General features: G+C 39.7%; 18 protein-coding genes. 5 read left to right on the forward strand and 13 right to left on the reverse strand.

The window, feature by feature from the left end; translation table 11 throughout:
- Positions 1 to 10 precede the first annotated feature (10 nt).
- Genes E2R65_RS14205 through E2R65_RS14215 form a run of 3 tightly spaced genes read right to left on the reverse strand, consistent with a single transcriptional unit; the run spans position 11 to position 3350 of the window.
- Positions 11 to 904: a glycosyltransferase gene (locus E2R65_RS14205; RefSeq protein ID WP_134337142.1), complete on the reverse strand. Its 894-nt coding sequence runs from the start codon at positions 902 to 904 to the stop codon at positions 11 to 13.
- Between the two features lie 52 nt (positions 905 to 956).
- A complete protein-coding gene (locus E2R65_RS14210) occupies positions 957 to 1868 on the reverse strand; it encodes a glycosyltransferase family 2 protein (RefSeq protein ID WP_134337143.1) in 912 nt (303 codons plus the stop codon).
- A 21-nt stretch (positions 1869 to 1889) separates the two neighbouring features.
- Positions 1890 to 3350, reverse strand: coding sequence for a lipopolysaccharide biosynthesis protein (locus E2R65_RS14215; protein ID WP_134337144.1), 1461 nt, complete (start codon positions 3348 to 3350; stop codon positions 1890 to 1892).
- Positions 3351 to 3596: 246 nt separating this feature from the next.
- Between E2R65_RS14215 and E2R65_RS14220 the strand changes: the two genes are divergently transcribed.
- Entirely contained in the window at positions 3597 to 4667 is a 1071-nt protein-coding gene (locus tag E2R65_RS14220) for a glycosyl hydrolase (RefSeq protein WP_134337145.1), read from the forward strand.
- On the opposite strand, the gene E2R65_RS14225 is transcribed toward E2R65_RS14220, so the two are convergent.
- The 8 genes from E2R65_RS14225 to E2R65_RS14260 all read right to left on the reverse strand — a co-directional run bounded on the left by E2R65_RS14225 (position 4649) and on the right by E2R65_RS14260 (position 19913).
- Entirely contained in the window at positions 4649 to 5902 is a 1254-nt protein-coding gene (locus E2R65_RS14225; RefSeq protein WP_134337146.1) for a glycosyltransferase, read from the reverse strand. The genes E2R65_RS14220 and E2R65_RS14225 overlap by 19 nt on opposite strands.
- The gene (locus tag E2R65_RS14230) at positions 5899 to 7071 is read right to left on the reverse strand and encodes a glycosyltransferase (RefSeq protein WP_134337147.1); all 1173 of its coding nucleotides are present in this window, start codon (positions 7069 to 7071) and stop codon (positions 5899 to 5901) included. Before E2R65_RS14230 ends, E2R65_RS14225 begins: the two co-directional genes overlap by 4 nt.
- A gap of 66 nt (positions 7072 to 7137) precedes the next feature.
- A complete protein-coding gene (locus E2R65_RS14235) occupies positions 7138 to 8136 on the reverse strand; it encodes a glycosyl hydrolase (RefSeq protein WP_134337148.1) in 999 nt (332 codons plus the stop codon).
- Between the two features lie 52 nt (positions 8137 to 8188).
- The gene (locus tag E2R65_RS14240; protein WP_134337149.1) at positions 8189 to 9454 is read right to left on the reverse strand and encodes a hypothetical protein; all 1266 of its coding nucleotides are present in this window, start codon (positions 9452 to 9454) and stop codon (positions 8189 to 8191) included.
- 59 nt (positions 9455 to 9513) lie between these two features.
- Positions 9514 to 11808 carry a GumC family protein gene (locus E2R65_RS14245; RefSeq protein WP_134337150.1) on the reverse strand — a complete coding sequence of 765 codons (2295 nt, stop codon included), beginning with the start codon at positions 11806 to 11808 and terminating at the stop codon, positions 9514 to 9516.
- A 43-nt stretch (positions 11809 to 11851) separates the two neighbouring features.
- A complete protein-coding gene (locus tag E2R65_RS14250; protein WP_134337151.1) occupies positions 11852 to 12649 on the reverse strand; it encodes a polysaccharide biosynthesis/export family protein in 798 nt (265 codons plus the stop codon).
- A 529-nt stretch (positions 12650 to 13178) separates the two neighbouring features.
- Positions 13179 to 17003, reverse strand: coding sequence for a malectin domain-containing carbohydrate-binding protein (locus E2R65_RS14255; RefSeq protein ID WP_134337152.1), 3825 nt, complete (start codon positions 17001 to 17003; stop codon positions 13179 to 13181).
- A gap of 93 nt (positions 17004 to 17096) precedes the next feature.
- Positions 17097 to 19913, reverse strand: a complete 2817-nt coding sequence (locus E2R65_RS14260) for an Ig-like domain-containing protein (RefSeq protein WP_134337153.1) — start codon at positions 19911 to 19913, stop codon at positions 17097 to 17099.
- Between the two features lie 514 nt (positions 19914 to 20427).
- Between E2R65_RS14260 and E2R65_RS14265 the strand changes: the two genes are divergently transcribed.
- A complete protein-coding gene (locus tag E2R65_RS14265) occupies positions 20428 to 20934 on the forward strand; it encodes a UpxY family transcription antiterminator (protein WP_134337154.1) in 507 nt (168 codons plus the stop codon).
- 36 nt (positions 20935 to 20970) lie between these two features.
- Positions 20971 to 21315, forward strand: a complete 345-nt coding sequence (locus E2R65_RS14270; RefSeq protein ID WP_134337155.1) for a helix-turn-helix domain-containing protein — start codon at positions 20971 to 20973, stop codon at positions 21313 to 21315.
- Positions 21316 to 21409: 94 nt separating this feature from the next.
- Here E2R65_RS14270 and E2R65_RS14275 read toward each other — a convergent pair whose 3' ends face one another.
- Positions 21410 to 21826: a hypothetical protein gene (locus E2R65_RS14275; protein ID WP_134337156.1), complete on the reverse strand. Its 417-nt coding sequence runs from the start codon at positions 21824 to 21826 to the stop codon at positions 21410 to 21412.
- Positions 21827 to 22055: 229 nt separating this feature from the next.
- Between E2R65_RS14275 and E2R65_RS14280 the strand changes: the two genes are divergently transcribed.
- Both E2R65_RS14280 and E2R65_RS14285 read left to right on the forward strand, forming a co-directional pair.
- Positions 22056 to 22454 carry a response regulator gene (locus tag E2R65_RS14280; protein WP_134337157.1) on the forward strand — a complete coding sequence of 133 codons (399 nt, stop codon included), beginning with the start codon at positions 22056 to 22058 and terminating at the stop codon, positions 22452 to 22454.
- 122 nt (positions 22455 to 22576) lie between these two features.
- Positions 22577 to 22927, forward strand: coding sequence for a helix-turn-helix domain-containing protein (locus tag E2R65_RS14285; protein WP_134337158.1), 351 nt, complete (start codon positions 22577 to 22579; stop codon positions 22925 to 22927).
- A 121-nt stretch (positions 22928 to 23048) separates the two neighbouring features.
- Here the strand turns inward: E2R65_RS14285 and E2R65_RS14290 are convergent, their stop codons facing one another.
- On the reverse strand, positions 23049 to 24236 hold the full coding sequence (locus E2R65_RS14290; protein WP_134337159.1) for a glycosyltransferase: 1188 nt from the start codon (positions 24234 to 24236) through the stop codon (positions 23049 to 23051).
- Positions 24237 to 24256: the final 20 nt, after the last annotated feature.

The raw sequence follows: 24256 nt of genomic DNA on the forward strand, positions 1-24256 counted from the left end.
GTAGAACAGATCATTCGCGCTGGGAGGTTTTACCAAGGCTCACCTTAAATTTTTCGCATGCGGTTATGATGGATAGATAGTACCTGATGTAAAAAACAAGCAGCTTTTGCGAAAGCTGAAGGCCTTTACCTTTGTTAATGATAAGCGGAATACTTTTAACAGGCGGGCGAAGGTCATAAACCAACCTGAAGAATGAGCGGAATGAGCGAAAGTTTGGCAGATCATCAAAGCCGGCCTGCCCGCCGCCTACCCTTTTAGCTTTTTTAATTAACTCGTTTAAGTGGAACCTTGCCGGGTGATTTACTACAACGTCTTCGGCATATTTAATTTTGTGGCCGGCATCTCTTGCCCTAACAGACCATTCGTAGTCACCGCCCGAAAGCAGGTTCTCTTTAAACAGCCCAACTTCATCAAATACATGCCTGTAAGTAAACATGTTTGCCGTAACGCCAGATCCATCCTGCTCCACATAAATATCCTGGTTAAAAGCATATATCTTTTCATACAGCTCCGCCTTGGTTAGCTTTTCAGATTTATAGTACAACCTTATCCTGCCGGCAATGCGGCTATAGGCCTGGTTATCTTTAAATGCTTTAACTGCGTTGGCTACCCAATCTATATCCGGGATACAGTCCGAATCGGTAAAACCAATAATATTCCCTGCAGATTTTGTAATACCCAAATTACGGGCTGCGTAAGAGCCGGGCTTCTCTTCGGTAAACACCCTGCAATTTTGCGGGATAAAATAGTCATCCGGTACTTTATCCCCCACATAATTGTTAATCAGGATAATTTCAAAACCGTTTTGCGGATAACTTTGGCGCGACAAAGAATTTAAACAAAATGACAGCCTGCCCCAATCTTTAAAGGTTGGGATTATAATAGATACAAAAGTTTTATTCATATATATAACAGCTTTAAACTTATAGCCGGATATGATGGAAGAGAGAACAGGGTTAAGCTTGTATGCTATCCACTATTCTTAACAGCTTTTTCAGATACATTTTGCCTTTAAGCTTCAGCACTGTTTCCAGCTTAACGTTAAGATGATATTTTTTTAAAAGGCTATAAGCGTAATCACTTACCTGGTCGGCATTATTTACCAATTCGCTGTAGATATAAGTATCAATACTAAGCAAAAGACCGGGGGTTAGCAGCCCGCGCAACATTAATTCATTCTTTATCGCTAATCTTAACTCTATCCTGTTGTTCAGGATCTCTTCCAACCGCTCTTTATTACTTGTTTTAGAAACAGAGTTGCCAGAGAAATGAACGATCGTATTAAACTGCTCATCAGCTATAACCTTTGCCCCATTCTTGATCATCCGGAAAAGCAGATCGTACTCTTGCGACGAACTAAATCGCTCATTCCATCCGTTAACTTGCAAAAGGGCCTCCCTTCGCCATAGGTTAGAACTGGTGATGCCCAAATTAGAGGTTATCAAACCCTTCCAGATATCATCATCTACCGGCCTGTAAACATCATATGTTTTTTGAGGAGTAGCATATTTTAATAAACAGGCACCTGCAATAATATCTGCTTCATAATTATCCCCCAGTTGCACCTGCCTTAATATTTTACTCTCTGCCAGTTCGTCATCCGCATCCAAAAATTGCACCCATTCGCCTTTAGCCTGTTGCAAACCACAATTCCGCGCAGCTGGTGCCCCCCGTTTATACTCACTATACACAGATACACAATGGGGATATTTTTTTTGATAATAATTCAATATCCGCAGTGTATTATCTGTTGAATTGTTATTAACTAATATTATTTCAATATCAGTATAGCTTTGGGCCATTACGCTGCAAATGGCACGATCAATAAAGTTTGCACAATTATGGCATGGAATAACAACTGATACCATTATTAACTATTAAAAGCGATGTTATTTTTTAAAATCCGAAAGCAGGGCTTTAAGTTCTGTGCCCATCATCAGCCAGATAATTCCGCAATAGGTGATACTTAATATTACCCCGGCAATTATAAAATTCAATCCCAAAAAGCGCGAAAGAATAAGTATCGAGGCAGAAAAGAACGATGCAACCAACGGGGCTTTAATAGCTGCAATAAATTCGGCAATAGAAATTTTTACGGGGATAAGAAAGTTAAAAGTGTACTGTGCAATAACAACTACAATAAATTTATTAAGCATTATTGCAACAGCAGCGCCCATCAGGCCATAGTAATAAATACCTAAAGCCAGGGTTGGTAAAAATATAGCTGCTTTTAACAATTGCTGCTTCATCTCCAGCCCGGGGCGGCCTATCCCCCTTAGCAAAGCCGTATTACCACTAACCAGTATATGCAACATTACTGATAGAGCTAATATTTGCAGCGGCCCAACCGTTTGCTGCCATTTTAACCCAAATACATGCGTAATAAACGGCCCGCCTTCCATCACAAAAAATAGCATTATCGGAAAAATAAACAGGCAATTAAACAGTACCACTTTTAAATAATATCTTTTTAACGATTCAAAATCGGTTTGCCTGTTACCATAAAGCGGATACATTACACTATTAATAACAGACATCAACCTGCTTCTAAAAGTATCTGTAAGCACAAACGCCAACGTGTAAACCCCTAATGCGGATGCGCCCAAAAGTTTCCCGATCAATAAATAATCAAGATTATTGTATAAATAATTCATGATGTTTGAACCGGTAGCATAAGCACCAAAACCAAACACTTCTTTAAATGCCTGCTTTTCAAATACGAAAGCCGGTTTCCACCCGGTAGCATTAAAAAATAATGGCATAGCAAAAAAAACCGTCGCTACCGAATTAAATACCAAAGCCCAAACCCCGGCGCCATACCAGGCCATTGCAAATGCAATAATACCCGCGGCAATATTTGAAGCATTATCAATAAAAGCCAATTTCTTAAAACTCATTTGTTTAGATAACTGCGCTTTATGCACCAGGTTAACCGGGCTCATTAAAATACCTATGCTTAAAACCGGTATAATTGCCTTTAATAACGGCTCGTTATAAAAATGCGCCGCTAAAGGCGCAACAGCAAGGCTCATTATTGCAAACAGTAATACCGACCATATAACGCCCGTCCAAAAAGCGGTATGATAATGCTCGTTGCGTAACTGGTCTTTTTTACGTTGCACAAGCGCGGCGCCAATACCTAAATCATTTAACACTTGTACAAAACCGGTAAAAACTGCCGCCATACCTACTAAGCCAAACTGGTTTGGATACAATAGTTTAGCTAAGATCAACTTTAAAATAAAAGCGAATGATTGGTTTACGATGAGTTGTAAAAACGTCCAGAAAACGCCGGATATCACCAATTTTTTGTCGTTTTCTACCACTTTATTTTTAATAATATGATCCATTCACTATTATTTTTGGTGCTTTGTGATTAAAAATTGAAAAAAGTTTTAAAAATTTTCATTTTTTTTTGAAAACACTAAGGCTTTTTTAAATTATTGATTTTGTATGATTTATAATCTGTTTGTAAAAAATTTAGATACGCTACAACTTCTCTGTTTATTTCAATTGGTTTAATTAGAACGACACAGTGTATAACTTTTGAATAATTGCCCCGTTAAAGGGGTAACTATTGATTAATTAAAACGCTTATGTTAGAAAGTTACTTAAAAAAACAAGTGATGCTGGTTTGCATTGCGGGTTTTGTATTATCGTCGTGCAAAAAAGATGTTGCCGTTAGCCCTCTTCCCCTATCCGCCTCAACAGAAACGCTTATGGCAGCAAGTACTGCCAGTACGTCGCTTTTAGCAGGCTCAAATTTGCAACTGGGTATCAACGGGCACCCACTTGGGGATGCCCCTTACCTTGCCACAACACCGGCAAAGCAAATCAATTTGTTAAACAACATGAACATGTCCTGGTACAGGATCGACTTGTTGACACAATCAAACGGTACGGTTACCGTGCCGCATTTACTTAGCCCCTTACTTGAAGCTGCCGAAGCAGGCAAAGTAAAATTGCTGCCTATGCTTAATCCACGCACAATGGACCTGTCTGACAGCCAAGCCGAATCTTATGCCAAAGGCAAAACACTTGGTGCAAACTTTGCGGCAAAGTATGCTGATAAATTCAGCTACTATGACCTGGGCAATGATTTAGACCTTAAAGTATTATTGCCCAACAAAACAGGCCAAAGCCAGGAACATTACGACCGTAAAAAGTTTAATACCATGGCTGCCTATTTAAAAGGCATGGATGAAGGTATTAAATCTAAAGACCCGGATGCAAAAACCATGGTTTCTGCCGGTTGGTTGCACTATGGCTTCATCAGGATGTGCGCCTGGTATGGGGTTAAATTTGATGTTGTAGCCTACCACTGGTACTCTGATATGGAAGCTGCCGCACCAAAATCGCCCAATAATATCCCTGATATTACCAAAAAGCTGTCCAGCTTGTTCCCCAATAAACCTATCTGGTTCACGGAGTTTAATTACAGATATAAATCATCAAGCACCACAAACGAGGCCGACCAAAAAACATTCGTATCAAACTTTATTGCCAAGTGCAAAAATAACCCGCAGGTTAAAGTTGCCATGATTTATGAGTTGTTTGATGAGCCTTATAAAAGAGCCGACGAAAGCAACTACGGTATAGCCAAGTGGATAACCAACTACACCCTTTGGAAAAATAAATTAGTAGCCAACTACCTTTCGGGCAAGTAATCCATTTTAGTAAGTAAAGCAGGCAGATCTCCTGCTTTACTACTTTCAGGTTTATTGGAGGTTAGTTGACGATATACTTCTAAATGATTGTTGATATAATTTTCGTGAGAAAATTTTTCGAGCCCATCGGCACATTTGCTTTTCTTTTGCCAAACCTGATCAACGTTGTTTAATATGTTTGATAATAAGTTAAAAAGCTCGCCATCTTTGGGTGAAAACATCCAGGAGTTTTGGGGGTTATAAAGTTCTTTTAAACCGCCCCTGTCCGACTGGCAAACGGGCACCGAATAGGATAAAGACTCTATTACAATACGCCCAAACGGCTCATTCCATAAAGCGGGCACCAATAACACATCTATCTGGCCATAAAAAACTTCGGGGCTTACCACACCTAAAAACCGGCATTCTATACCCTGCAGCTTTTTTTTGATCTGCTGTAAAAATTCAGGGTCGCCTTTACCGGCAAAGGTTATCTTAAATTCTGTTTTTTGATGCTTGCTTAACTTTGCCAGTTCATCAACCAGGTACTCAACTCCTTTATCCCTGGCTATTCTGCCGATAAAACCAAAGTGTAATTTTTTTGCCTGTATTTTATCAACCCTGGCAATATGGTTATTTACTGCATTATAAATAACCGATGTGCTTTTACTGATATTTACGTAAGCCTTATATTTATTCAGGATAAACTGGCTTATGCCAATAAAATGATCGGGATATTTAAAAAAGTTCTTTTTGATGGTATGTGTTACTTTGCAAATACCACACAATCCCTCGCAATTTGCTTTGTTATCGCCATTAAACATGTTGCACTTAAAACAAAGCATATAATAATCGCGCATAGAATGTATCAAAGGTATTTTTTGCGACTTTATAGTTAACCATAAAAAAGGCGAAAACCCCTGGATATTGTTGGTATGAACAAGCGCAGGCTTTATTTTTTTTATTAAAGCAATTACCTTAAAATGGTAAAATATGTTACAGCTATCTATTAAGTGCCATATTAATTTAAAAGGCAATGGTTTGTTATCCCTGGCATAACTGTTAAAAATATTTTTTTGCTTAATGCTGATCACAATTACGCCGTTTACACGATAAACCCTGTTTGTTAAACCTGTTGTTAACACATACGCTTTGTGCCCATTGTTGTAAATTCCTTCGGCCAAAAGCTTAACAGAAATTTCAGCCCCGCCATCAAATGCCGGGTAATAAAAAGTATTTACTAAAAGTACTTTCATACAGCAACTGTTGTGATATCAGCCGGGGCTACACGAGTATCTGCCTGTGTGTTTTTCTGGCCGTACTTTTGGGTAACAAACTCCTTTATCTTATTTACAAAAGCAAACTCATCAAACAACTCGGCATGCGAGCGTATAAAAGCAGCATCAAATAACAGTGTTTCAAAAAGGTTTACGGCCTTTATTAAAGCCTCTTCTGTTTGTTCATCAAAAAATACAGCAGTACACTTTAATGAATTTGTTGTATAAGGTATCATTGTTTCTAAAACGCCGCCCTTTGCATAGGCTATCACCGGCCTGCCGGCGGCATTTGCTTCAAGCGGAGTAATGCCATAATCTTCTAATTGCGGAAAAACCAGTGCTTTGCAATTTGCATATATATCTGCAAGCTCGTTTGCTTTTAATCCATTTAAAAAAGTAATGTTTGGCCCGGCAATCCCTTTCAATTCATCTTCTCTGGATCCCTTACCTACAACAACCAGCCTTTTATGGGGCATTTGGTTAAAAGCATTTATAACCAGGTTTACCCGCTTATAACTTTCAAATCTCGATACGATCAGATAATAACCGCCTTCGGTATTTGAAACATAAAAATTACTGCATTTAACCGATGGGTTAATTACCGTTATTTCATTCTGCGGTGCGTAGGCCGCCTTAATGCGTGACCGTACTTCTGCCGAATTGGTGATATACCAGTTGGTTCTGTTGGCAAAAAAAACGTCTATATGCTTTAAAATAGCGATAGCCTGCTGATACAAAAACTTTTTTATACCATTGGTACGAAGCATAACCTCATAAGATTCTGTACTCCAAACCAGGCGGAACGGATTATGGCAATAGGTTATTACCAACGATGCCGGGCTTGTTTTTACGTATTTTGCACAGTGCGTTGCAGATTGCAAAACAACATCATAACCGGTAACATCCAACTGCTGCATAGCTAACACACCCAGCGGGAAATATAACCGTTTTACATTTTTTTCGCTTTTAATGATCCGCCCAAACCAACTGGTTTTTACCCGGCATGCTTTAAATTCCGGGTAGGTGTTATCGGCATCATAAGCAAGCGTGTAAATGGGCGCATCCGGGAAAGCGTTATGAAAACTTAACACAACCTGTTCTGCACCACCTTTGCATACAAGTTTATCATGTACAATTGCTATTTTCATAAGTAGAGAGAAAATGTATAAATACAGTATTACCTGCATCAGAGAAATATATACTGCAGGCAAATACTAACGATATTTTTGAACAACCTGCTTGTACCCCTGGTATGCCCCTTTTTCGATTGTATTGCCGTTGTAATCCTTTTGCAAAAGGCCGTAACAAGCCTCAAAGGGGTATTGCTTTCTTATTAAAGGCTGGTCATACAATTCATATATAAATATGCCGCCTATTATTTTTTGAGCCAGTATTTTAGGGATGGCTGTAGTTATATAATCGTTTTGTTTGGCAAAAGTAGCATAAGTGGTACCTTTTGAATAGTTGAATTCGGTGATCCAGATGGGCTTCTTAAACTTTTGGGTAAGCATAGTTAAGATATTACCAAACGGCGGCCTGAAGTTGGTAATATCACCCATAGACGAGTACCAGTGGCATCCTATTATATCGTAATTTACCTGGTATCGCTGCAGTAGTTCCAGGTAATAAAAATGTGTGTAACTAACTGATAATGTAAATTTAACTGATGATACAGCATATTTTACACCATCAATAAAGCCACGCATCCCGGTTAATATCCTGGTGGTTTTTTCGGGATCGTAATCGCTTGCCCTTGTGCCCGGCCGATCGCCCTTATACATTATTTTGTTATCAACTTCGTTATTAACTTCCATTACAGATAAATAGCTGCCATAACGCTGGCCAAAATTTATGCCCTGCCTGTAGCTGGTCTGATAAATTGCAGTGCTATCCAGCCCTTTAAGTCCGCTCAGGCTAATTACGGGCAAAGGTTTGATACCGCTGGTTTTTAACCTGTTTAAAAGTTTGTTAAACAGTGCATCTTTTTTTGCAATTCCATCTGCATTTAAAAGCACATCAAAACGATAGCTGTTTAATTGCAGATCTTTTAACCTGTTAAACTGATCGTCCCAGTTATTGGCATAGGCAGCCTGCGTTAACGGATGGCCGTTGATACCCCAAACAAATGGCGCACCTGTATCTTGTGCTTGTAAATTGCAGCATAATAATACACAGGGTACAATTAACCATGCTTTAAGCATCGTATTTTTCATGGCTTAATAAATGAATGTAACGTTATGCGTTATGGCTGTTTAACCGTGTCGGCTAATGCATCTGCTGAAGAACAAACCCTAACCCAATATAGATCCATAAAGATGGGTAGGCAAATTCGGGCACCGTGGCCATCATGATGAGGTAAACCATAAATAAGCCTATTTTGTAGCATATTGATAACAATCGGTTGGGTATCTTAAGCCAGATATTCTTTAACACAAACCAGGTAAAAACCAGGAAACCGATAAGCCCGTTGTTTACAATAATGGTAGAGAAAAAATCTGTAGAGCGCACGTAACCGAAACCTATACCAAACGCCTGGTTAAACCCGTTAAGGCTGGCCCAAAATGATATGTGGTTATTAAAGGCATTACTCCTATCCCTGGAGGATGCTGCATGCCCCTGTATCTTACCCGCAAATACAAAGTTATAAATGCTATCTAACAAATGCTGAAACCTGTCTAACTGCAGAATGAAGCAAACAATTACAATAAATATACTGAGGTAATAAAATATCTGAAACTGCCTTTTATATATCAGCCAAAAGGTTAAAAACATCATGATGCTTAGGTAAGCCGTAGTAGAGAACGATAATATTAAACAGCCCAGTAAAAAGTACTGATCAAATGTGCGCTTTAAGCCAAATGATAGTACCCAAAACGGGAAAACCGTAAAAACAAACATCGATGGCTCGCCGGTATAACCTTTAAACCGCATTAAACTTAAACCACCTAAGCTTACTGTTTGGAATAACGACCCTGATTTTTCTCCGTCTCCGAATGTGCGGTTAACAACAAAATCGCCGCTTTGCCCTGTTAAAATATAAAAGCAAAATTCATACAGGCCATAAATACAAAGCAAGCGCAAGCCCCAGTATATATAGTTTATGATCGTTTCTTTTGAAAAGTACTTTACATAGGTGTAAATAATAAACCCAACAACTAAAGATAGCGTTTGCGTTAAATGCGACGTTCTGTAAAAGGTTTTGGTAAAATCATTCCGGTTAATTAAAATCAGGTTGTTGGTTAATTTTAAATGGCTAACCAGGTTAATAAACTGCGAACAAAAACTTAATACAAATAACACACTGAAAAAATACAGCAGCTCTATCGCAAACCAGGTTTTCTCTTCTTTAAATGATGATAGCGGGATAAGCAATAACATTAAACCCGCAAAAACGGTTGTGATAGTTGTGCTGGGTATGGCAGGTATCAATAAAAACGCCGTTACCGGGAAAAACAGCATCAGTACGTTTACATACTTTTTAATAAACGGCCCGGTATGTTCAAACGGATAATTTGGATAGGTGTTAAGCATGGTGCAGATAAACTTGTTATGAAGTAAATTATCAAAAGCAGGCATTTTGGCTGGCAGCCTTAATCACCGTATCCTAAACCATAGCCATAACCAAAATAGCCCGCCTTTGAAAAGTCTACATCATTTATCACAACGTAAATGTTATCTACATTGTCCTTTAACTTAATATCATTGATAATTTCTATCTGGTTTTTATCCGTATAATTATGGCGGCATACGTAGATAGTCATATCTACATGTTTTTGAATAACCAGTGCATCAGATACCAGCCCAACCGGCGAACTATCTATCAGTATATAATCAAACTTAGTACGCAGGTAGCTGATCATGTCGCCAAGTTTATCATTCAGTAATAATTCGCTGGCATTGGCAACTACGGGGCCTGATGATATTACAAAGCAATTGGGGCTAAATTTACTTGGTTTAATGATACTGCTTACATCCAGATCATCAATTACATAGTTTGAAAAACCAAGCTTCGTATTCTCTATCCCTAATAAACCGGATAGCCTTGGCTTGCGCAGATCAAGCTCTACCAGTACCACACTTTTGCCAGACATTGCCAGCGTGCTACCCAGGTTATAAGTTAAAAAGGTTTTACCTTCACCCTTAACGCTTGAGGTGATCATGATAACGTTTGATTGCTGCCTGTCCAGTATATTACCCAGTTTAGTCCTCAAGGTACGGAAGCTCTCCGTTACCGGCGATCTGGATGCAATATCTACCAGGTATTTCTCGGATAAGGCGTTGTGCCCTATTTTACCAATAATGGTAACATCTGTTTGCTTTTCGATATCAGCCTCCGAACTTATTTTGGTACCCAGCAGTTGTTTAGAGTTTATATAACCAAACGGAACAACTATCCCTAAAAAGAAAGACATTACGTAGATAATAGACTTGATTGGCTTTACAGGTTGCTTGGTACTTTTAGCGTTATCAACAATTCGGGAATAAGGCATATCGGCTGCTTTGGCCATGGCTGTTTCTTCCCTTTTTTGCAGCAGATAAACATACAGCTGCTGCTTTAATTCCTGCTGCCTTGCAAAATCTATAATGGCACGCTGCTTTCCGGGTACTTTTTTAATAAAGTTGCTTATGGTATTGTTTTGGCTGCTTAAACCGCTGCTGCTCAATTCCATTTCCTTTTTATAGCTATCGATGCTTTGCAATAAGTTGCGCCTTACCACCTGTATCTGCTGATCGATGTTTTGTATTACGGGGTTTGATTCGGTGTAGGATAGTTTTCGCCTTTCCCGCTCCGTCATTAAATTATTGTATTGTGCCAGGCCTGCAGCAAACGATGTATTTTGGATACTTAACGAGCTTGGTATAACCTCTTTATTTGTTGGGTCGTTTAACCTTCTTTTAAGATCGTTAATAATTGATAGCTGTATTTGCTGCTGCTGATACCTGTTGGTATTTTCGCTGGCATCGCCCACCAATACTTTAGATTGCTCGTCGATATCCGTTATCTCATTATTGCTTCTAAATTCCTGATACTTTTTCTCTATTCCGCTCAGTTCATTCTCAACAACTCCTATACGGCCGTTTATAAAATTAATGGTGCTGTCAATAGCTTGTTTTTTGTTATTGATATTATCCTGTAAATACCGGGCCATCAGGTTCTGTAATATCACTTCGCCCTTTTTTGCATTGGGATAATAAAGCGTAAACGCAATGTTGGTAGTTGCCTTATCTGTAAACTCGGCATCGTAGTTAGCCAGCAAAGCGGTAACGGCATCATCTTCTGATACGATCCGTGCAGAAAATTGCTGCTGTGGCACCAAAGGCACCTGGGGGCGGCGAATTATCTGCAAATCGTATTGCGGCAGGCTTATCACTTTATTAAAAGGCAGTTTGCTGTTAACTTCCTCATCATCGTTTACAATATTTATCGTATTGGCATCAATAATATCAATCACATATTCCTGCTTTTGGAGGGAATCGACCTTATATTTTAAGATTTTCAATTCAAATGGCGCCTCATCATAAATCTCGACAGCAGATAACCCGCTGCCGGTAAAATATTGCATGTTAAGATGCATGTTTTGCACTACTTCCTTCATCAGGTTGCGCGAACGCAGCACATCACCCTCGTTTTTAATATTATCAGTAATGTTTAACACCGAAGACACGCCGCCATTAGCAAACTGAGAGGAAGCATCCGGCGCGTTGGGATGCTGCTGCAGCAGCATGGTACTGCTAATTAAATATTGTTTGGTAGCATAAGTGTTGTACACATATGCCAGGCCGATAAAAAGTAACAGGCATATCACAAATAAATACCAGTATGATTTAAATTGTGAAAGAAAGAAGTTGAAGTTGTTATTCTCTTTCACGTTATAATTTTTCATAGTTTATTTTTAGATTTATAATATCAGGTACAAGGCCTTTACCTTACAGGTACCTTATACCCAGCACAAATGCGGTAAACACGGTTGCAGCAACCGTAATATATTTGATCAGGTTATTATCGCTGTTAAGCACTTTGGTTTTGTTTGGCTCCACGTAAATAACATCATTTTGGCGCAGGTAGAAATAGGGCGAGTTAAGGGTGCTTTTTTTAGTCATATCCATTTTTACCGAAAAGTTTTTGCCGTTTGCATCTTTACGGATAAGCAATACATTTTCGCGCTTGCCATAAACGGTTAAGTCGCCAGCGTAACCAATGGCATCTAACAGGGTTACCTGCTCGTTTGGTATGATATATGATGCCGGGCGGTTAACTTCGCCTATTACAGTTATTTTAAAGTTTGAAAACCTCACATCTACAACCGGGTTTTTAAACGATGCCAGCGCTTTGGCCCTTACCGCATCCCTGGCCTGCAATGTGGTTAAGCCTGCCAGCTTAATTTTCCCTAAAACAGGTATATCTGCAAAGCCATCCTTATCAACCAGGTAACCTGATGTTGAGGCTACACTGCCCGGCTGCGCACCGGCAACATTTGAATAACCGCCATTCCTGTTATTAATACTTGCAGTAGCTTCGGGGTCAATTGTATTGATGTTTATGGATAAGATGTCATCCGGTTGTATGTAGGGCTCATTATATTTTGCAATCGCAAGGTCAGAGGCCGTGGCAGATTCAGACAGGTCCTGAAAGTACCTGAGTCTTTTGGTGTTTGCGCAAGAGCTTAACATACCTGCAACCGTAACAATCAATAACAGCTGCATCAGGAATGGCAATTTTTTCATTTTTTTAATTGAGGTTAGTGGCTGCTTACAGGATATTGGTTACACTTCTTAAAATCTGCAACCGGATACAGCCATAGGTAACGTTAAATAAACAGGCGGGGCTTACAGCTTCGCCATTTCGCTTACATAAGCAATATCTTTGTTTTAAAATTTGGCTTCAGAAATTACAAATCCGATGCATTTATCGCTTGGTTTGTAATCACTTTTTCATTATTTATAAACAAAGATTGTTAAAATATTAAAAGAAAAAGCCTGATCTGCCACCTTGATACCTTAATGTAAAATAGTGTGCAACAGATGAGAAAATATATGTTGACAGGTAACACTAATGCTTTTTTCTTTTATACCTAAGGCAAGAAATAGCAACTAAAGAAACGGGTAATAACGAACCATATATCACCAGCGCGATTATATTCAAAGTTTCTATTTTCATAAAATTCAGGGCGTATAGTTATTAATGGCCGGCAATAAAATGCTGCCGGCTAATTACTTTGAGGGTGATGAAGGTGTATGTATTTAACCTTACAGGCTATTGTACCAGGAGTTTACCATACATTTTAATACCGGACGCAGAGTTAGCATTGATCATATAAACGCCTTTATCTAAAACTCTGTTAAATGTTACCGGTATAGTTGCATTACCAAAGCCATCTGTTGTAAGTATCTGGGTTTGTATTAATCTGCCCCATGTGTTTGTTACAGATACGGATACCCTTTCGTTTTTTAAGAAACTGGTTAGCCTTAAATTGAAAAAACTCCCGGTATTAGGATTAGGGTAAACGATGAGTGATCTTTCGGCGTTAACGGGCCGTTCGGTCATCGCCATCATAGCCGGCGTAGTATCATTAGCTTTAAACAATTCTACCGCAGCAAGTGCAACGCGATTTGCCGTAGGGTTAAACTTTATATTTAAAACGCCATCATTAACTGATGTATTAAAGTCCTTTACCAGTGCTGCACGGTAACCAACCTCGTTAAAAATGTCAAAATTTGAAAGCACAATTGCATTTTCTAAGGTAATTGCGAATACCCGCTGCCCGGCCCCGGGCCAATAGTTCTCTACAAAATGCATTCTTACAAAATAGTTACCGTTAGGTACCGGTATCTCGTACCGCGTTTCTGCAAGATCAGCAGCGGCAGATAAATAGGTTTGGTATAACGAATCTATATCTGTACCGGCCACGCCGCTTAATATGGTTTGCTTATCTATCTTAATTGAGCCCTTACGGTAGTTTTTGTCGGCTTCGTACAGGTTATTACCTATAGTTACATTAACATCTGCAGCGCCTTTAATACGCTTGGTAACACTTATAGTTGCCGCAGTGCTATTGCCAATACCATACAACGGAATACGCAGCGGCGACCTTGAATTATTGTAGCTGATTAATAAAGCCGCATTTTTTATACCAACAGTAGCAGGATTAAATTTAACGGCTACGGCCCTTGTTGCCTGAATTGCCAGGCTGGATGCCGTAAATGTACCAATGGAAAACTCATTAGCATTGGGGCCTACTATCTGCGCACTTTTAAGCTGAATGGCCGGGTCATTGGAACCATCCGGGTAGGTATTACCTAAATTTTTAAGCGTTAAATTAAAACTGGCATTGTTACCGGTTAAGGTTGGTGCAAAATTTATTCCGGTAACAGGCAGTGATGCAAGTTCAGAATTATGTACCGAGCCGGAATCGGGCCTGATATTTTCGATATAATAAATATTATCCTGGTAATCATAATTGGTGAATGATGTGCCAAGGTAATCGCAATTCATAAAATAGGCATCGGGTACAATGTTACCGTTACCATCATAAACTTTTAAAAACCGGATACCAATGAGGCCGTTGTAGTTTTGGGTACGATCTGACCAAGAGGAGCCTACCTTTAAACCAAAAGTGCCGGTTGGATCAAAACTACCCTGAGCCAGATTAGTGCCCGACCCTGTAAGCCGCGGTAATACCGACTGGCCATCTAAATTATTATGTGTAAAAACGTTAAATACTGATGAAGAGCCTTTTTTGTGATACCTGATAGATTCTACCGCCGAGCAACAGCCATGATATGCCGCCATTTGATATATTGTAACCGGCTTGCTAAGATCAGCCTTTACAAAATAGGCTGCATTTACCTCGCTTGAGCCGGGCACCCTGGTACTGCCATCTATATTACCATCATCGTGGCCATAACCAACTGTGGTATTAAAACCAAATGCACTTATAATTTGCTGTGCATAAGGCTCATTGGTACTTTCGCCTGCCTTTTGCCATATGCCGCTTAATATTACCTTTTTAGCCGGGGCAATACTATCATTACTGGTTATGGTAAGCGTATCGGTAAAAACCTTTAACCTTGTAGCGGCATCTTTTGCAATAAACCGTATGGTAACATCTGCATAAGTGCCGGTGTTTAAAGATACCGGCATTTTGGCCAGCGTATCTGAATTTACAGATACAATTTTCCATGCGGGTGCGTTAGAAAGGTTTAAACCGCTGATGATGAGCTTGCCTGTGCCTTTGTTGTTTACACGCAGCCTAACCCTATCGTGGTTTGCATTATAAGGGGTGGTATCCGGGCTGGTGCGCCGCCAGGGTGTTTGTATCAAAGAGAAAACAAGCCGGTCGTTAGATGGGAAGTTATCCATATTTTTTAACACCATATAGGCCCCGTTAGTTGGCTGTGCCGCTACAGCAAAGTTGTATGTATTAATAACAGATTGATTATTGTTACCGTCTACAGCTTTTACATTTAAGGTATAATTACCTGCCGCGGTTATTGTAAACGGTAATTTATAATCTGTGTAGGCACTGTTATTAATTGAATACTGCACCGCCGCCAGCCCCGAACCGCCATCATCCGATGCTGTAATATACACCTGTACCTGGTCATCATATACACCGGCCGATTTAAGCGTACCCGCTAACCTGGCGCTTACTTTGGGGCCAACTGCATCGCTAACCGGGGTTGCAGGTGCTATGGTTATATAATTCATTTTGGTGTTTACGCCGCCATTTGCATCAATGGTAAGCTTTCCGTCGTTCACCTGTACAACAGCTGCAGCCAGGCGATACTTATCTGCAGCTGACGGGATCTGATCTGCTATAGCCGGTAACCCTTCAACATTTATCTGGTTGTTGCTGTCATAATACCCGTTATCACCTGCACTAACTGTTACCCTGTATATGCCGTTATTTAAAGCGTATTCCCATTTGCCCGGTAATTGCCCGTTAGTGGTTGCCTGCATTTGTACCAGTGTAAGCTGCCGGGCATCGCCTGTGCCGCTTCTTGCCCGCATATTTGCCTGCAGGCTTACCGGCTGGCCGGTTGTTGCATCCAGCCAGCCATATTTGCGCGCTGCATCAAAGGGTAAACCTGTATCTGCCAGGTAACCTGCCGGAATTGTGGTATTGGCCGGCTGAAAATTTATATTTACCAGCTGCGACACAGGGGCAGCAACAGATTGGATAGAAAAATCATCAAAACTATAGGTAACAGCACTGGTACCATTACGGTAAGTACCATAAACACCTGCATAAGCACTACTGCCGGTGATCCCCATCCCTGCTATATTCAGCGGAGACCCGTACCCTGCACCCGTGCTGGTATATGTTGCACCGCCATCAACAGAATAGAATCCCTCGGCAGTGTTTTGTGCCGAATCAATAACGATACGTAAACGCACAGTTTTGGTGTTAAGACCGTTAATAACGCCGGTTATCCGCTGATCCTGGTTAGTGCTTCCCGATACGGTGCTTGATATATCATTGGTTTCTTTCCTTAGCTCTACTTTGTTGCCGGATATCGTTAGTTTAATAAACATTTTGTCATTTAACCCATACCATAAACCGGCCTGCTGCGCTTGCGTACCATTGTAAGGATTAACCACATCTACTTCTGCCTGCAATTTTTTAACCGTAGCAAGCTTTACCCCTAAAATATTTAGTTGATTGTTATTTGTCAGGTAATCTATTCCTTTGCTTGCTGTTAACTGCAGCTTACCCCCGTTTAAAAATATTTTTGATGGTTCGTAACCGGGCACCAGGGTGTTTGATGGCGGGCCGTCTGCTGCAAGCCGTACGCCCGAGTAGTTGTTTACAGTGGTAAAACCTGTACCCATACCTTCCCTATCAGCTATGCTTGCATTAACCGGTGCATCAAATGAAAGGCTGAATGGCAGCGTAACCGATAAGGAGTTACAAGGAAGCGTACTTAAAGGGCTGCATGTATCCTGATGCACTTTTAATGGCGCAGCAGTAATTATGCCTGCCGCAGGATAAGCAGATACAAAAACCAACAGCAATAACCCTGCAGCAAAAAGCTTTTTGCATTGCTTAAAAACAAACACCTGTATAAAACACATCATAACCAGCGGTATAAATTATATCATTTAAAGATTTGTAATAAGTAAAGTGGGTGTGGGCGAATAAGCCGGAATAAAGGGGCCGATAAAACGTAATTATTTACGTGGCCGGGTGTTATTTGCAAGCCATTTTTTAGGCTTATCGTTCACTTTTAAAAGGGTTATCTGCGAAGTAAGATTGGGGTTCTCATTCCAGTTAAACTCGCTTACATATAAATTACCGTTAGTGACATCCTCGATTATATCTAAAGGATTGGCAAAACCCACCATGCCCTGCAAACCATAATTACCCGAGCCGCTTGACGAGCGGACAATATCATAAATTCCATCCTTACTGTTATCAGCCATGCTGATCCGTTTCATTGAACCGGGTTCAAGCACCATAATATCCCCGCCGCCGCTAAACCGGCACACCAGCAACTTACCCTTTAACACGCCATTGAATGCAGCGCTTTTATATTCAATTACCCCGTTTGGCGATTTGTTGAAGCCAAAATCAAATGCAGCACCGCGGTAATTTACATCAGGCTTAACTTTTGGAGAATACGTTGGGTTATCAGGATAGCCCCTGTTTATCACATATTCGCCCCTTAAAGGGTTGGGATGGCCGTAATAACCTACCCCCCTGTTTGGATTTACCCGAAAAAGCCAATCATGCTGAACAGGGATATCTTCGGTAGAAACAATATCCGGCCCGTTATAAAAAGTATTATCCGGCCTTTTTGTACCGTTTACCGATGCCGGTGAATTACCGCCGCCGCCAGACCCGTTTGCGGGGATATACAACTGCCCGTTACTATGCCAGATCAAATCATACGCATTACGTATGCCTGATGCATAAATAGTTAACGCAGAATTTGAACTATACGGGTTGTAAGTACCATCGGCCATTTTAGGGCTGCTGCCGGATGCCTTGTTGATCAGATCCTGGTTTGCAGTGGTTTTTACATCTAAAGGCAGCTTTAGTCCCTGTAGCATTTTAGTATCCAGCCGCAGTATGGCACCTGCCAGCAAGGTTTCATCCCGCTGCCATCCTTTATCATATAAGCCAGCAGAACTGTTACTGCCTACCGAAATATATAGCGCACCATCGGGGCCAAAAGCCATGCTGTTAACCATGTGGTCTCTGGTTGACCGGGGCAAGTTTATAATCACCTGTTCTTCATACTGCAGGTTTGGGCCGCTTAACTTTGATATCTTGCCATCAAATACAGGGGCCGCGTTTAAACCGGCAGATGAGTATGATACCCATGCAACCATTTTACCTGCTGTTGAGGCCTGATCAAAAGTTAAACCAATAGCGGTTGACTGCCCTCTTTTTTTAATCAGGGTATTAATCTCCTGTTTCCCGGTAAGCATGCCGCTTGTATGGTCAACAGCATAACGCTCTATCCCGCCATCAATTTTAAGGGCATAAAATTTACCATCGGGGCCAAACACCAGCGATGTGTATTTTTTATTTTGTGTGCCGGGCATAGATATTTTGGTGAATGAGGCATTTAAGATATTGGCAGAATCTATAGGTGCTGCGGAAGTTGAAAAATACGACTCGAACGGAATAAATGCCAGGTGACTGTAAGACTTTACACCATCTGTAATTACAAATTTGTAGTTGCTATTAGGTTCCAGCTGCCGTGATGGGGTAAAACTTATAGCATCGCCGCCGCCGGTACCCTGTACAACACCCGGTATGCTTATTTCTTTGCCGCTATTTATTTTTAAAAGCTTTACTGTGTTATTGTTGATAGTGGTATTATCAATCCCCCCTTTAAACCCCTGTATGGCGGGTATATAAAGGCTATTTGCCGCAATAGAAAAATTGTTGTTTATGCGCGATCCGTTTACCGGGGTGGCTGTTATTACATAAGGCCTGTTATTACTCACAACACGCAGTTGTATAGCCAGGCTATTACCGGTATAACCGTTTGCAACAGCATTTATTTTAGCTGTGTATGTGCCCACGGGCAGCTGGTCTGCTACCATGTAATCCACATTTATTACCGTATCTGTAGTGGTTTTTTGATTGATATGCAGCCAGGGCGCACTTTGTAAACTATGAGTGACCGATAAATTATACGCTGCATTTTCCCCTAATGAATTTTTGATCTTAACATTAAATGCCCTTGCCTGCTTACTGCCTTTTTTTACCAATAAGTTTTGGGTTTTTGACAGGAGATATATGTAAGGCATCATGGTTACCGGCGTCACCTCTACATAACACAGCTTGGTATTTTTACCACCAAGGGCATCAATAGTAAGGTAGCCATCATCAACGGTAACTGTTGATGACGCTGATTTAAACCTGCCCGGGCTACGCATTTTCCCAAAAGGTTTAAAGTTAGAGATGGTTTTTACACCTTCAATATTTATACAATCCACTTCTTCTGCCTTGCCTGTGGCATCGCCAACAGCTACAGATACTTTGTAAACACCGTTAAGTAGCTTCAGCTCCCAGAATGCATTAGCTTTAATACCTTCAAACATTCCGTATCTTATACTGATGTCATCAGATTGCATGTGCATAAACGTAGATAATAAGACATCCTCGGGCTCGGTTCTGGCGCGCCCATTACCTTTTAAATCTACCGGCAATTTATTTTGAACAGCACGCCAGCCATAAACCAAAGGCGCGCCCTGGTAAATACCCGGATGAGGGCCAAAAGGCTCACCAATATCTTTTAGCCAGCCCGGCGGCGGCACCGTTTTTTCATCCTGAAAATTAATTTTTAGCGGTTCGATAACCGGTGCCTCGGCCAGGTTAAAGGTTTCTGTATCCCGGTAATTTGCCTGGGGCAAAGTGCTATTTTTTCCAAAAAAGTTTTGGTTAAAAATCACCACAAAAAAAACCGATGCCAATGCCGTTAATATAACTAACAGATGTTTTTTAAGAAAATGAAGCACAGGCAGTATCATGCAAATGAATTTTTAATACAGACAGGTAAATAAGCCTGATAAAGAAATCATCAGGCAGTAGTGTAGCAGCCTCAACATACCGGGCTTACTTATTGATATAGCTTCGCTCTTTCACTTACATTATAAGTTTTTTGAGGCGATTTTTTTAAGCTTTTTACAATTTTAACCAATAACCCACTAAAAACACCGGCACAGTATCAACTTGTAAAGCAGTTGTAAATTATTGGCACAAATGTGTGAACGCGGTGAGAAAACTCCATTACCGGCCTGCCACCAAGATGTGGCAAAATAGGCGCCTGCTTGTGGCGATGCCAAATAAAGCACTGTAAACAAGCTTTTTAAGGGAGACTTTTTCTCTTCTCAAATTTTCACATGTTGATACACAATTTGACCAATAATTAAATTCATTGTTCCTTTTAATATAATTTAGTTTCAAAAAAGAAACACATTTTTTTGATTTAAACAATCAATTATCTGTGAGTTTAATTAATGCTAAAAAGTAAACATCAAGGTCATGACTAAAATTGCAATGAAAAACTGGGTAGTGCTTTATACCCGATCCCGATGGGAAAAGAAGGTTGATAAACTTTTGTCTGATCAGAATATTACCTGTTTTTGCCCATTGGTAAAAAGGAACAGAAAATGGGTGGATAGAAACAAAGTTGTTGAAATGCCTTTATTCAATTCGTACTTGTTTATTAATGCCACACCATTAGAATTAACAAAAGCCATACAAACAAACGGTGTAATTAATTATGTATCCCATTGCGGGAAACCGGCTGTAATAAGCGATAAAGAAATTGACCGGATCCGTAATACAGTAAGAGTGTACTCAGATATTGAAACCTTGCCTTTAAATGATATTAACATTGGTGACAGGGTAAAAATAAAAAACGGTTTGTTGATTGATCACACCGGCGAGATTAAAGAGATACATGGAAAAGCGGTGGTAATGATCATCGAAAAATTAAACTGTGTACTAACTGTAAAAATTGATCAGAACCAATTATTGCATGCTTAATTAATCAGGTTATAAGAACCGAAAAAATACAATATCATGGATAAGCATTACGGACAAATTGTTGAACTGGTTATTAGAAAAGGCGGTTACAGTATAAGCGAGATAGCACGCTTAACCTCAATTAACAGGAAATCAGTTTATAATTGGTTCAATCAAAAATACTTAAAGCCAGAAATTATATACCGGATAGGCTGCATCATCAATCACGACTTTTCTGTTGAATTCCCGGAATTGTTCACACCCGAACATTTTAATAAAAGTGACAAACCCCTTGTTGCTAATAACGAGATACCTGAGAATGTTGTGTGGAAAGATAAATACATTGCTTTGCTGGAAAGATACAACGACCTGCTGATAAACCGCCTGCACCAGCCAACCTGATTAACCTGGCAATTATTAAATAAAATACATAGCAAATATCAATAACCTAAGAATAGTTATTACCGGGGGTAATAACTATTCTTAGGTTTATACTTTATGGGATCAAGATCTTTGAATTCCATAATACGTTTGATTTTCTAACCACAGAGTTATGGAAGATCTGCTTTTCTTCCCTGCTGTAAACGCTTAAATCAATACTCTGATCTGCATCAACCGGGGTTATATTAATATCCAGATTGTAATTACGCTGGTAGCGCTGGTAATAAGTGGCTGTACTTGCCTCCACGTCAAATGCGTTCATTTTCTCGGGGGTGCCGTAAAGTACATTACACTTTTTTTCGCATTTAACAATTATTTTAGCATACCCATAATTGCGGTCTTCGTTGTCAGCTTTTTTACACCCTACCGCAGTTAAAATGATAATGCATACCAGCATTAACTTTTTAACATCAAAAAATAACGGCAGATGTTTGCTGGCCGTATTTAAGCTTTTGTAATTTAATTTTCTCATAATTTCGTATTTTTTTTGTAAAACTATGAGTTAAAAGCCTTCAAATTCCTGCTTACCCTAAAGCGTATAACATGTTGAGAAATAGTGTGTAATAGGTATCACATTGCTGTAAAATGAGCTGTTGCTTCTCACCTATGTGATAAAAATAGACCGTACAACGTGCAGGCCTTTTCGCCTTAAAGTTTCATCTATAAAATAGCTTTGATGATTATACAGTTAAGCTAAAAGTATGTGTAAAGTTATTGTGTTAGATGATGACCAGATCCAGCAACTGATCTTAAAAAAGATGATGGGTAAATATGGTATAACCAGCGATACGATATTTACCGACGACGGTGTAAATGTGCTGGAATTTTTATCGGCACATAAAAATGAAAAAAAAATATTGCCCGAATTACTTTTTTTAGATCTGAATATGCCCAAATTAAACGGCTGGCGTTTTTTAGAAGGCTTAAAAGTGCTGTATCCGGAATTGATAAAACCCTTAAATGTTTACATCCTTTCATCATCAGTTGACCCAAAAGATGTTAAGCGTTCAGAAAAATATGCGTTTGTAAAGTCATATCTTATAAAACCTGTAACCAGAGAAAGGCTCTCATCGATTATGGAAAACATGGCTTTCGTATAAATACATTACATTTTAAGTATTAAACTTTTTTTTATGGTACTAATACATGCTGATAGATTTTAATAGCTATTTATTTTTATAAAAATTAATTGATAATACAGTTATTACTACAAAGCAATGTTATGGACAAGCATCATGGACAAATAATAGAATATGTGGTTAGGAAAAATGGTTACAGTATTAGCGACCTGGCAAGAAATACAAATGTTAACAGAAGATCTATTTATAACTGGTTTAACCAAAAAATGCTGCGGTGTGATGTGATATATAATATAGGATGTGTTTTAAGACACGATTTTTCGCAGGAGTTCCCTGAGTTTTTCACAAGCGATGATTTCCGGGCAACTACAAAAAAGTTTCCGTACCAAATACCTAACGAGGTAAATGTTAATACTAACGAGAACGACTTGTATAAGGACAAATACCTCTTACTGTTAGAAAAATACAACGAACTACTTATCAACGAAATTTAATTATACTGTGGTACAAACACATCAGCCACAATATTTATAACCAATAGCCTGCTATTGCAGTTTCACACAAAATTTAAACAGCAATTGTAATGCTGCTTAAATTTTGTGTTTGTAAAGCAATTTACTGTGCAATAGATGAAAGCGAACGACCAGCTATAGTTTTACTCATTAAATTCAACATGCGGCTGCAGGTGTTATCCCATGAATTTTGCGAAAGAAACTCATCTACATGAACAAGCCAGTTCTCTTTTTCCAAAGCTTGCATAGGTTTTTCTGCTTCGGTAATAAACTCTTTGGCAGTTGCTGCAATTTTAACAAGTTTGTTTTTACCATAGGGGTTTACTACATCCCTTATAGCAGTAGATATAACCGGCACACCTGCCGCCAGATATTCCGGCGTTTTGGTAGGGCTAATGAATTTGGTAGATTCATTTAAAAGGAACGGTATTAAAGCTACATCCCACTCTGCCAGGTAAGCCGGGAGTTGCTGGTAGGTTTTTGCGCCGGGATAATGTATGTTTTTATTTGCAGGGAGTTGCGCCGCATCTATCTTAACAACTGGCCCCAATAAAATAATTTGCCAGTTGGGCCTTGCATCTGCAATCCCCTTTATTAATTCAATATCAAAACGCTCGTCTATTACACCGTAAAAGCCAAGCTTAACAGTATTATCACTTTTACCCTGCGCTTTTAACTTCATTCTGATATCCCTTGCGGATTGAAAGTGTTTTTTATCAATACTGCTCGGGAAAGGATGGATATTTGAATGCTGATCCCTTTTGGCTTCGTATAGGGATTGGCCGCCGGTAAAAACAATATCCGCTTTTTTCAAAAGTTCCTTTTCGAGCTCCTTAAGCGATTGCGGGGCATATTTAAATGCAGATAGTTCATCCATACAATCGTACACCGTTAAATCAGGCTGATGCTTGCGCGAAAACTCAAGTGCCATTGGCGTATAATACCAAAAAGTATAGTTGTTAAATGATTTGCCACTCATAAAATCATCCAGCAAAGCTTTGAGTTGCCGGGTAACATCTTTTGCATGCGTGGCTTTGGGTAAATGCGGAACAACAACCTGCAAGTCATCCCGCTGATGGTAAACATAATATGCATCACCATCTGTATCTAAAACGGGCTCCTCTATAAAAAATATATTAAACTGTTTTGATAGCCGGGTCATGAGATGCTGCGGCCGCTGAAAAACGAAATCCCATCTTAAATGAGAAAAGCAGATAATATTGCCGGGGAGATGCTTATAAAAGCTTGATGTAATACTGTTTTCTTTATCTGTGTTTGATAGTGCTTGCATATTCTTATCCTGTTTAATAA

The organism is Mucilaginibacter phyllosphaerae (assembly GCF_004378255.1).
Lineage (GTDB): Bacteria > Bacteroidota > Bacteroidia > Sphingobacteriales > Sphingobacteriaceae > Mucilaginibacter > Mucilaginibacter phyllosphaerae.

What these genes read in the sequence shown, in the direction of transcription:
- E2R65_RS14265 (WP_134337154.1), top strand. Translation starts at nt 20,428, where the DNA reads ATGACTAAAATTGCAATGAAAAACTGGGTAGTGCTTTATACCCGATCC.
- E2R65_RS14290 (WP_134337159.1), bottom strand. Translation starts at nt 24,236, where the DNA reads ATGCAAGCACTATCAAACACAGATAAAGAAAACAGTATTACATCAAGC.
- E2R65_RS14225 (WP_134337146.1), bottom strand. Translation starts at nt 5,902, where the DNA reads ATGAAAGTACTTTTAGTAAATACTTTTTATTACCCGGCATTTGATGGC.
- E2R65_RS14230 (WP_134337147.1), bottom strand. Translation starts at nt 7,071, where the DNA reads ATGAAAATAGCAATTGTACATGATAAACTTGTATGCAAAGGTGGTGCA.
- E2R65_RS14250 (WP_134337151.1), bottom strand. Translation starts at nt 12,649, where the DNA reads ATGAAAAAATTGCCATTCCTGATGCAGCTGTTATTGATTGTTACGGTT.
- E2R65_RS14220 (WP_134337145.1), top strand. Translation starts at nt 3,597, where the DNA reads ATGTTAGAAAGTTACTTAAAAAAACAAGTGATGCTGGTTTGCATTGCG.
- E2R65_RS14270 (WP_134337155.1), top strand. Translation starts at nt 20,971, where the DNA reads ATGGATAAGCATTACGGACAAATTGTTGAACTGGTTATTAGAAAAGGC.
- E2R65_RS14285 (WP_134337158.1), top strand. Translation starts at nt 22,577, where the DNA reads ATGGACAAGCATCATGGACAAATAATAGAATATGTGGTTAGGAAAAAT.
- E2R65_RS14210 (WP_134337143.1), bottom strand. Translation starts at nt 1,868, where the DNA reads ATGGTATCAGTTGTTATTCCATGCCATAATTGTGCAAACTTTATTGAT.
- E2R65_RS14280 (WP_134337157.1), top strand. Translation starts at nt 22,056, where the DNA reads ATGTGTAAAGTTATTGTGTTAGATGATGACCAGATCCAGCAACTGATC.
- E2R65_RS14215 (WP_134337144.1), bottom strand. Translation starts at nt 3,350, where the DNA reads ATGGATCATATTATTAAAAATAAAGTGGTAGAAAACGACAAAAAATTG.
- E2R65_RS14255 (WP_134337152.1), bottom strand. Translation starts at nt 17,003, where the DNA reads ATGATGTGTTTTATACAGGTGTTTGTTTTTAAGCAATGCAAAAAGCTT.
- E2R65_RS14205 (WP_134337142.1), bottom strand. Translation starts at nt 904, where the DNA reads ATGAATAAAACTTTTGTATCTATTATAATCCCAACCTTTAAAGATTGG.
- E2R65_RS14240 (WP_134337149.1), bottom strand. Translation starts at nt 9,454, where the DNA reads ATGCTTAACACCTATCCAAATTATCCGTTTGAACATACCGGGCCGTTT.
- E2R65_RS14235 (WP_134337148.1), bottom strand. Translation starts at nt 8,136, where the DNA reads ATGAAAAATACGATGCTTAAAGCATGGTTAATTGTACCCTGTGTATTA.
- E2R65_RS14260 (WP_134337153.1), bottom strand. Translation starts at nt 19,913, where the DNA reads ATGATACTGCCTGTGCTTCATTTTCTTAAAAAACATCTGTTAGTTATA.
- E2R65_RS14275 (WP_134337156.1), bottom strand. Translation starts at nt 21,826, where the DNA reads ATGAGAAAATTAAATTACAAAAGCTTAAATACGGCCAGCAAACATCTG.
- E2R65_RS14245 (WP_134337150.1), bottom strand. Translation starts at nt 11,808, where the DNA reads ATGAAAAATTATAACGTGAAAGAGAATAACAACTTCAACTTCTTTCTT.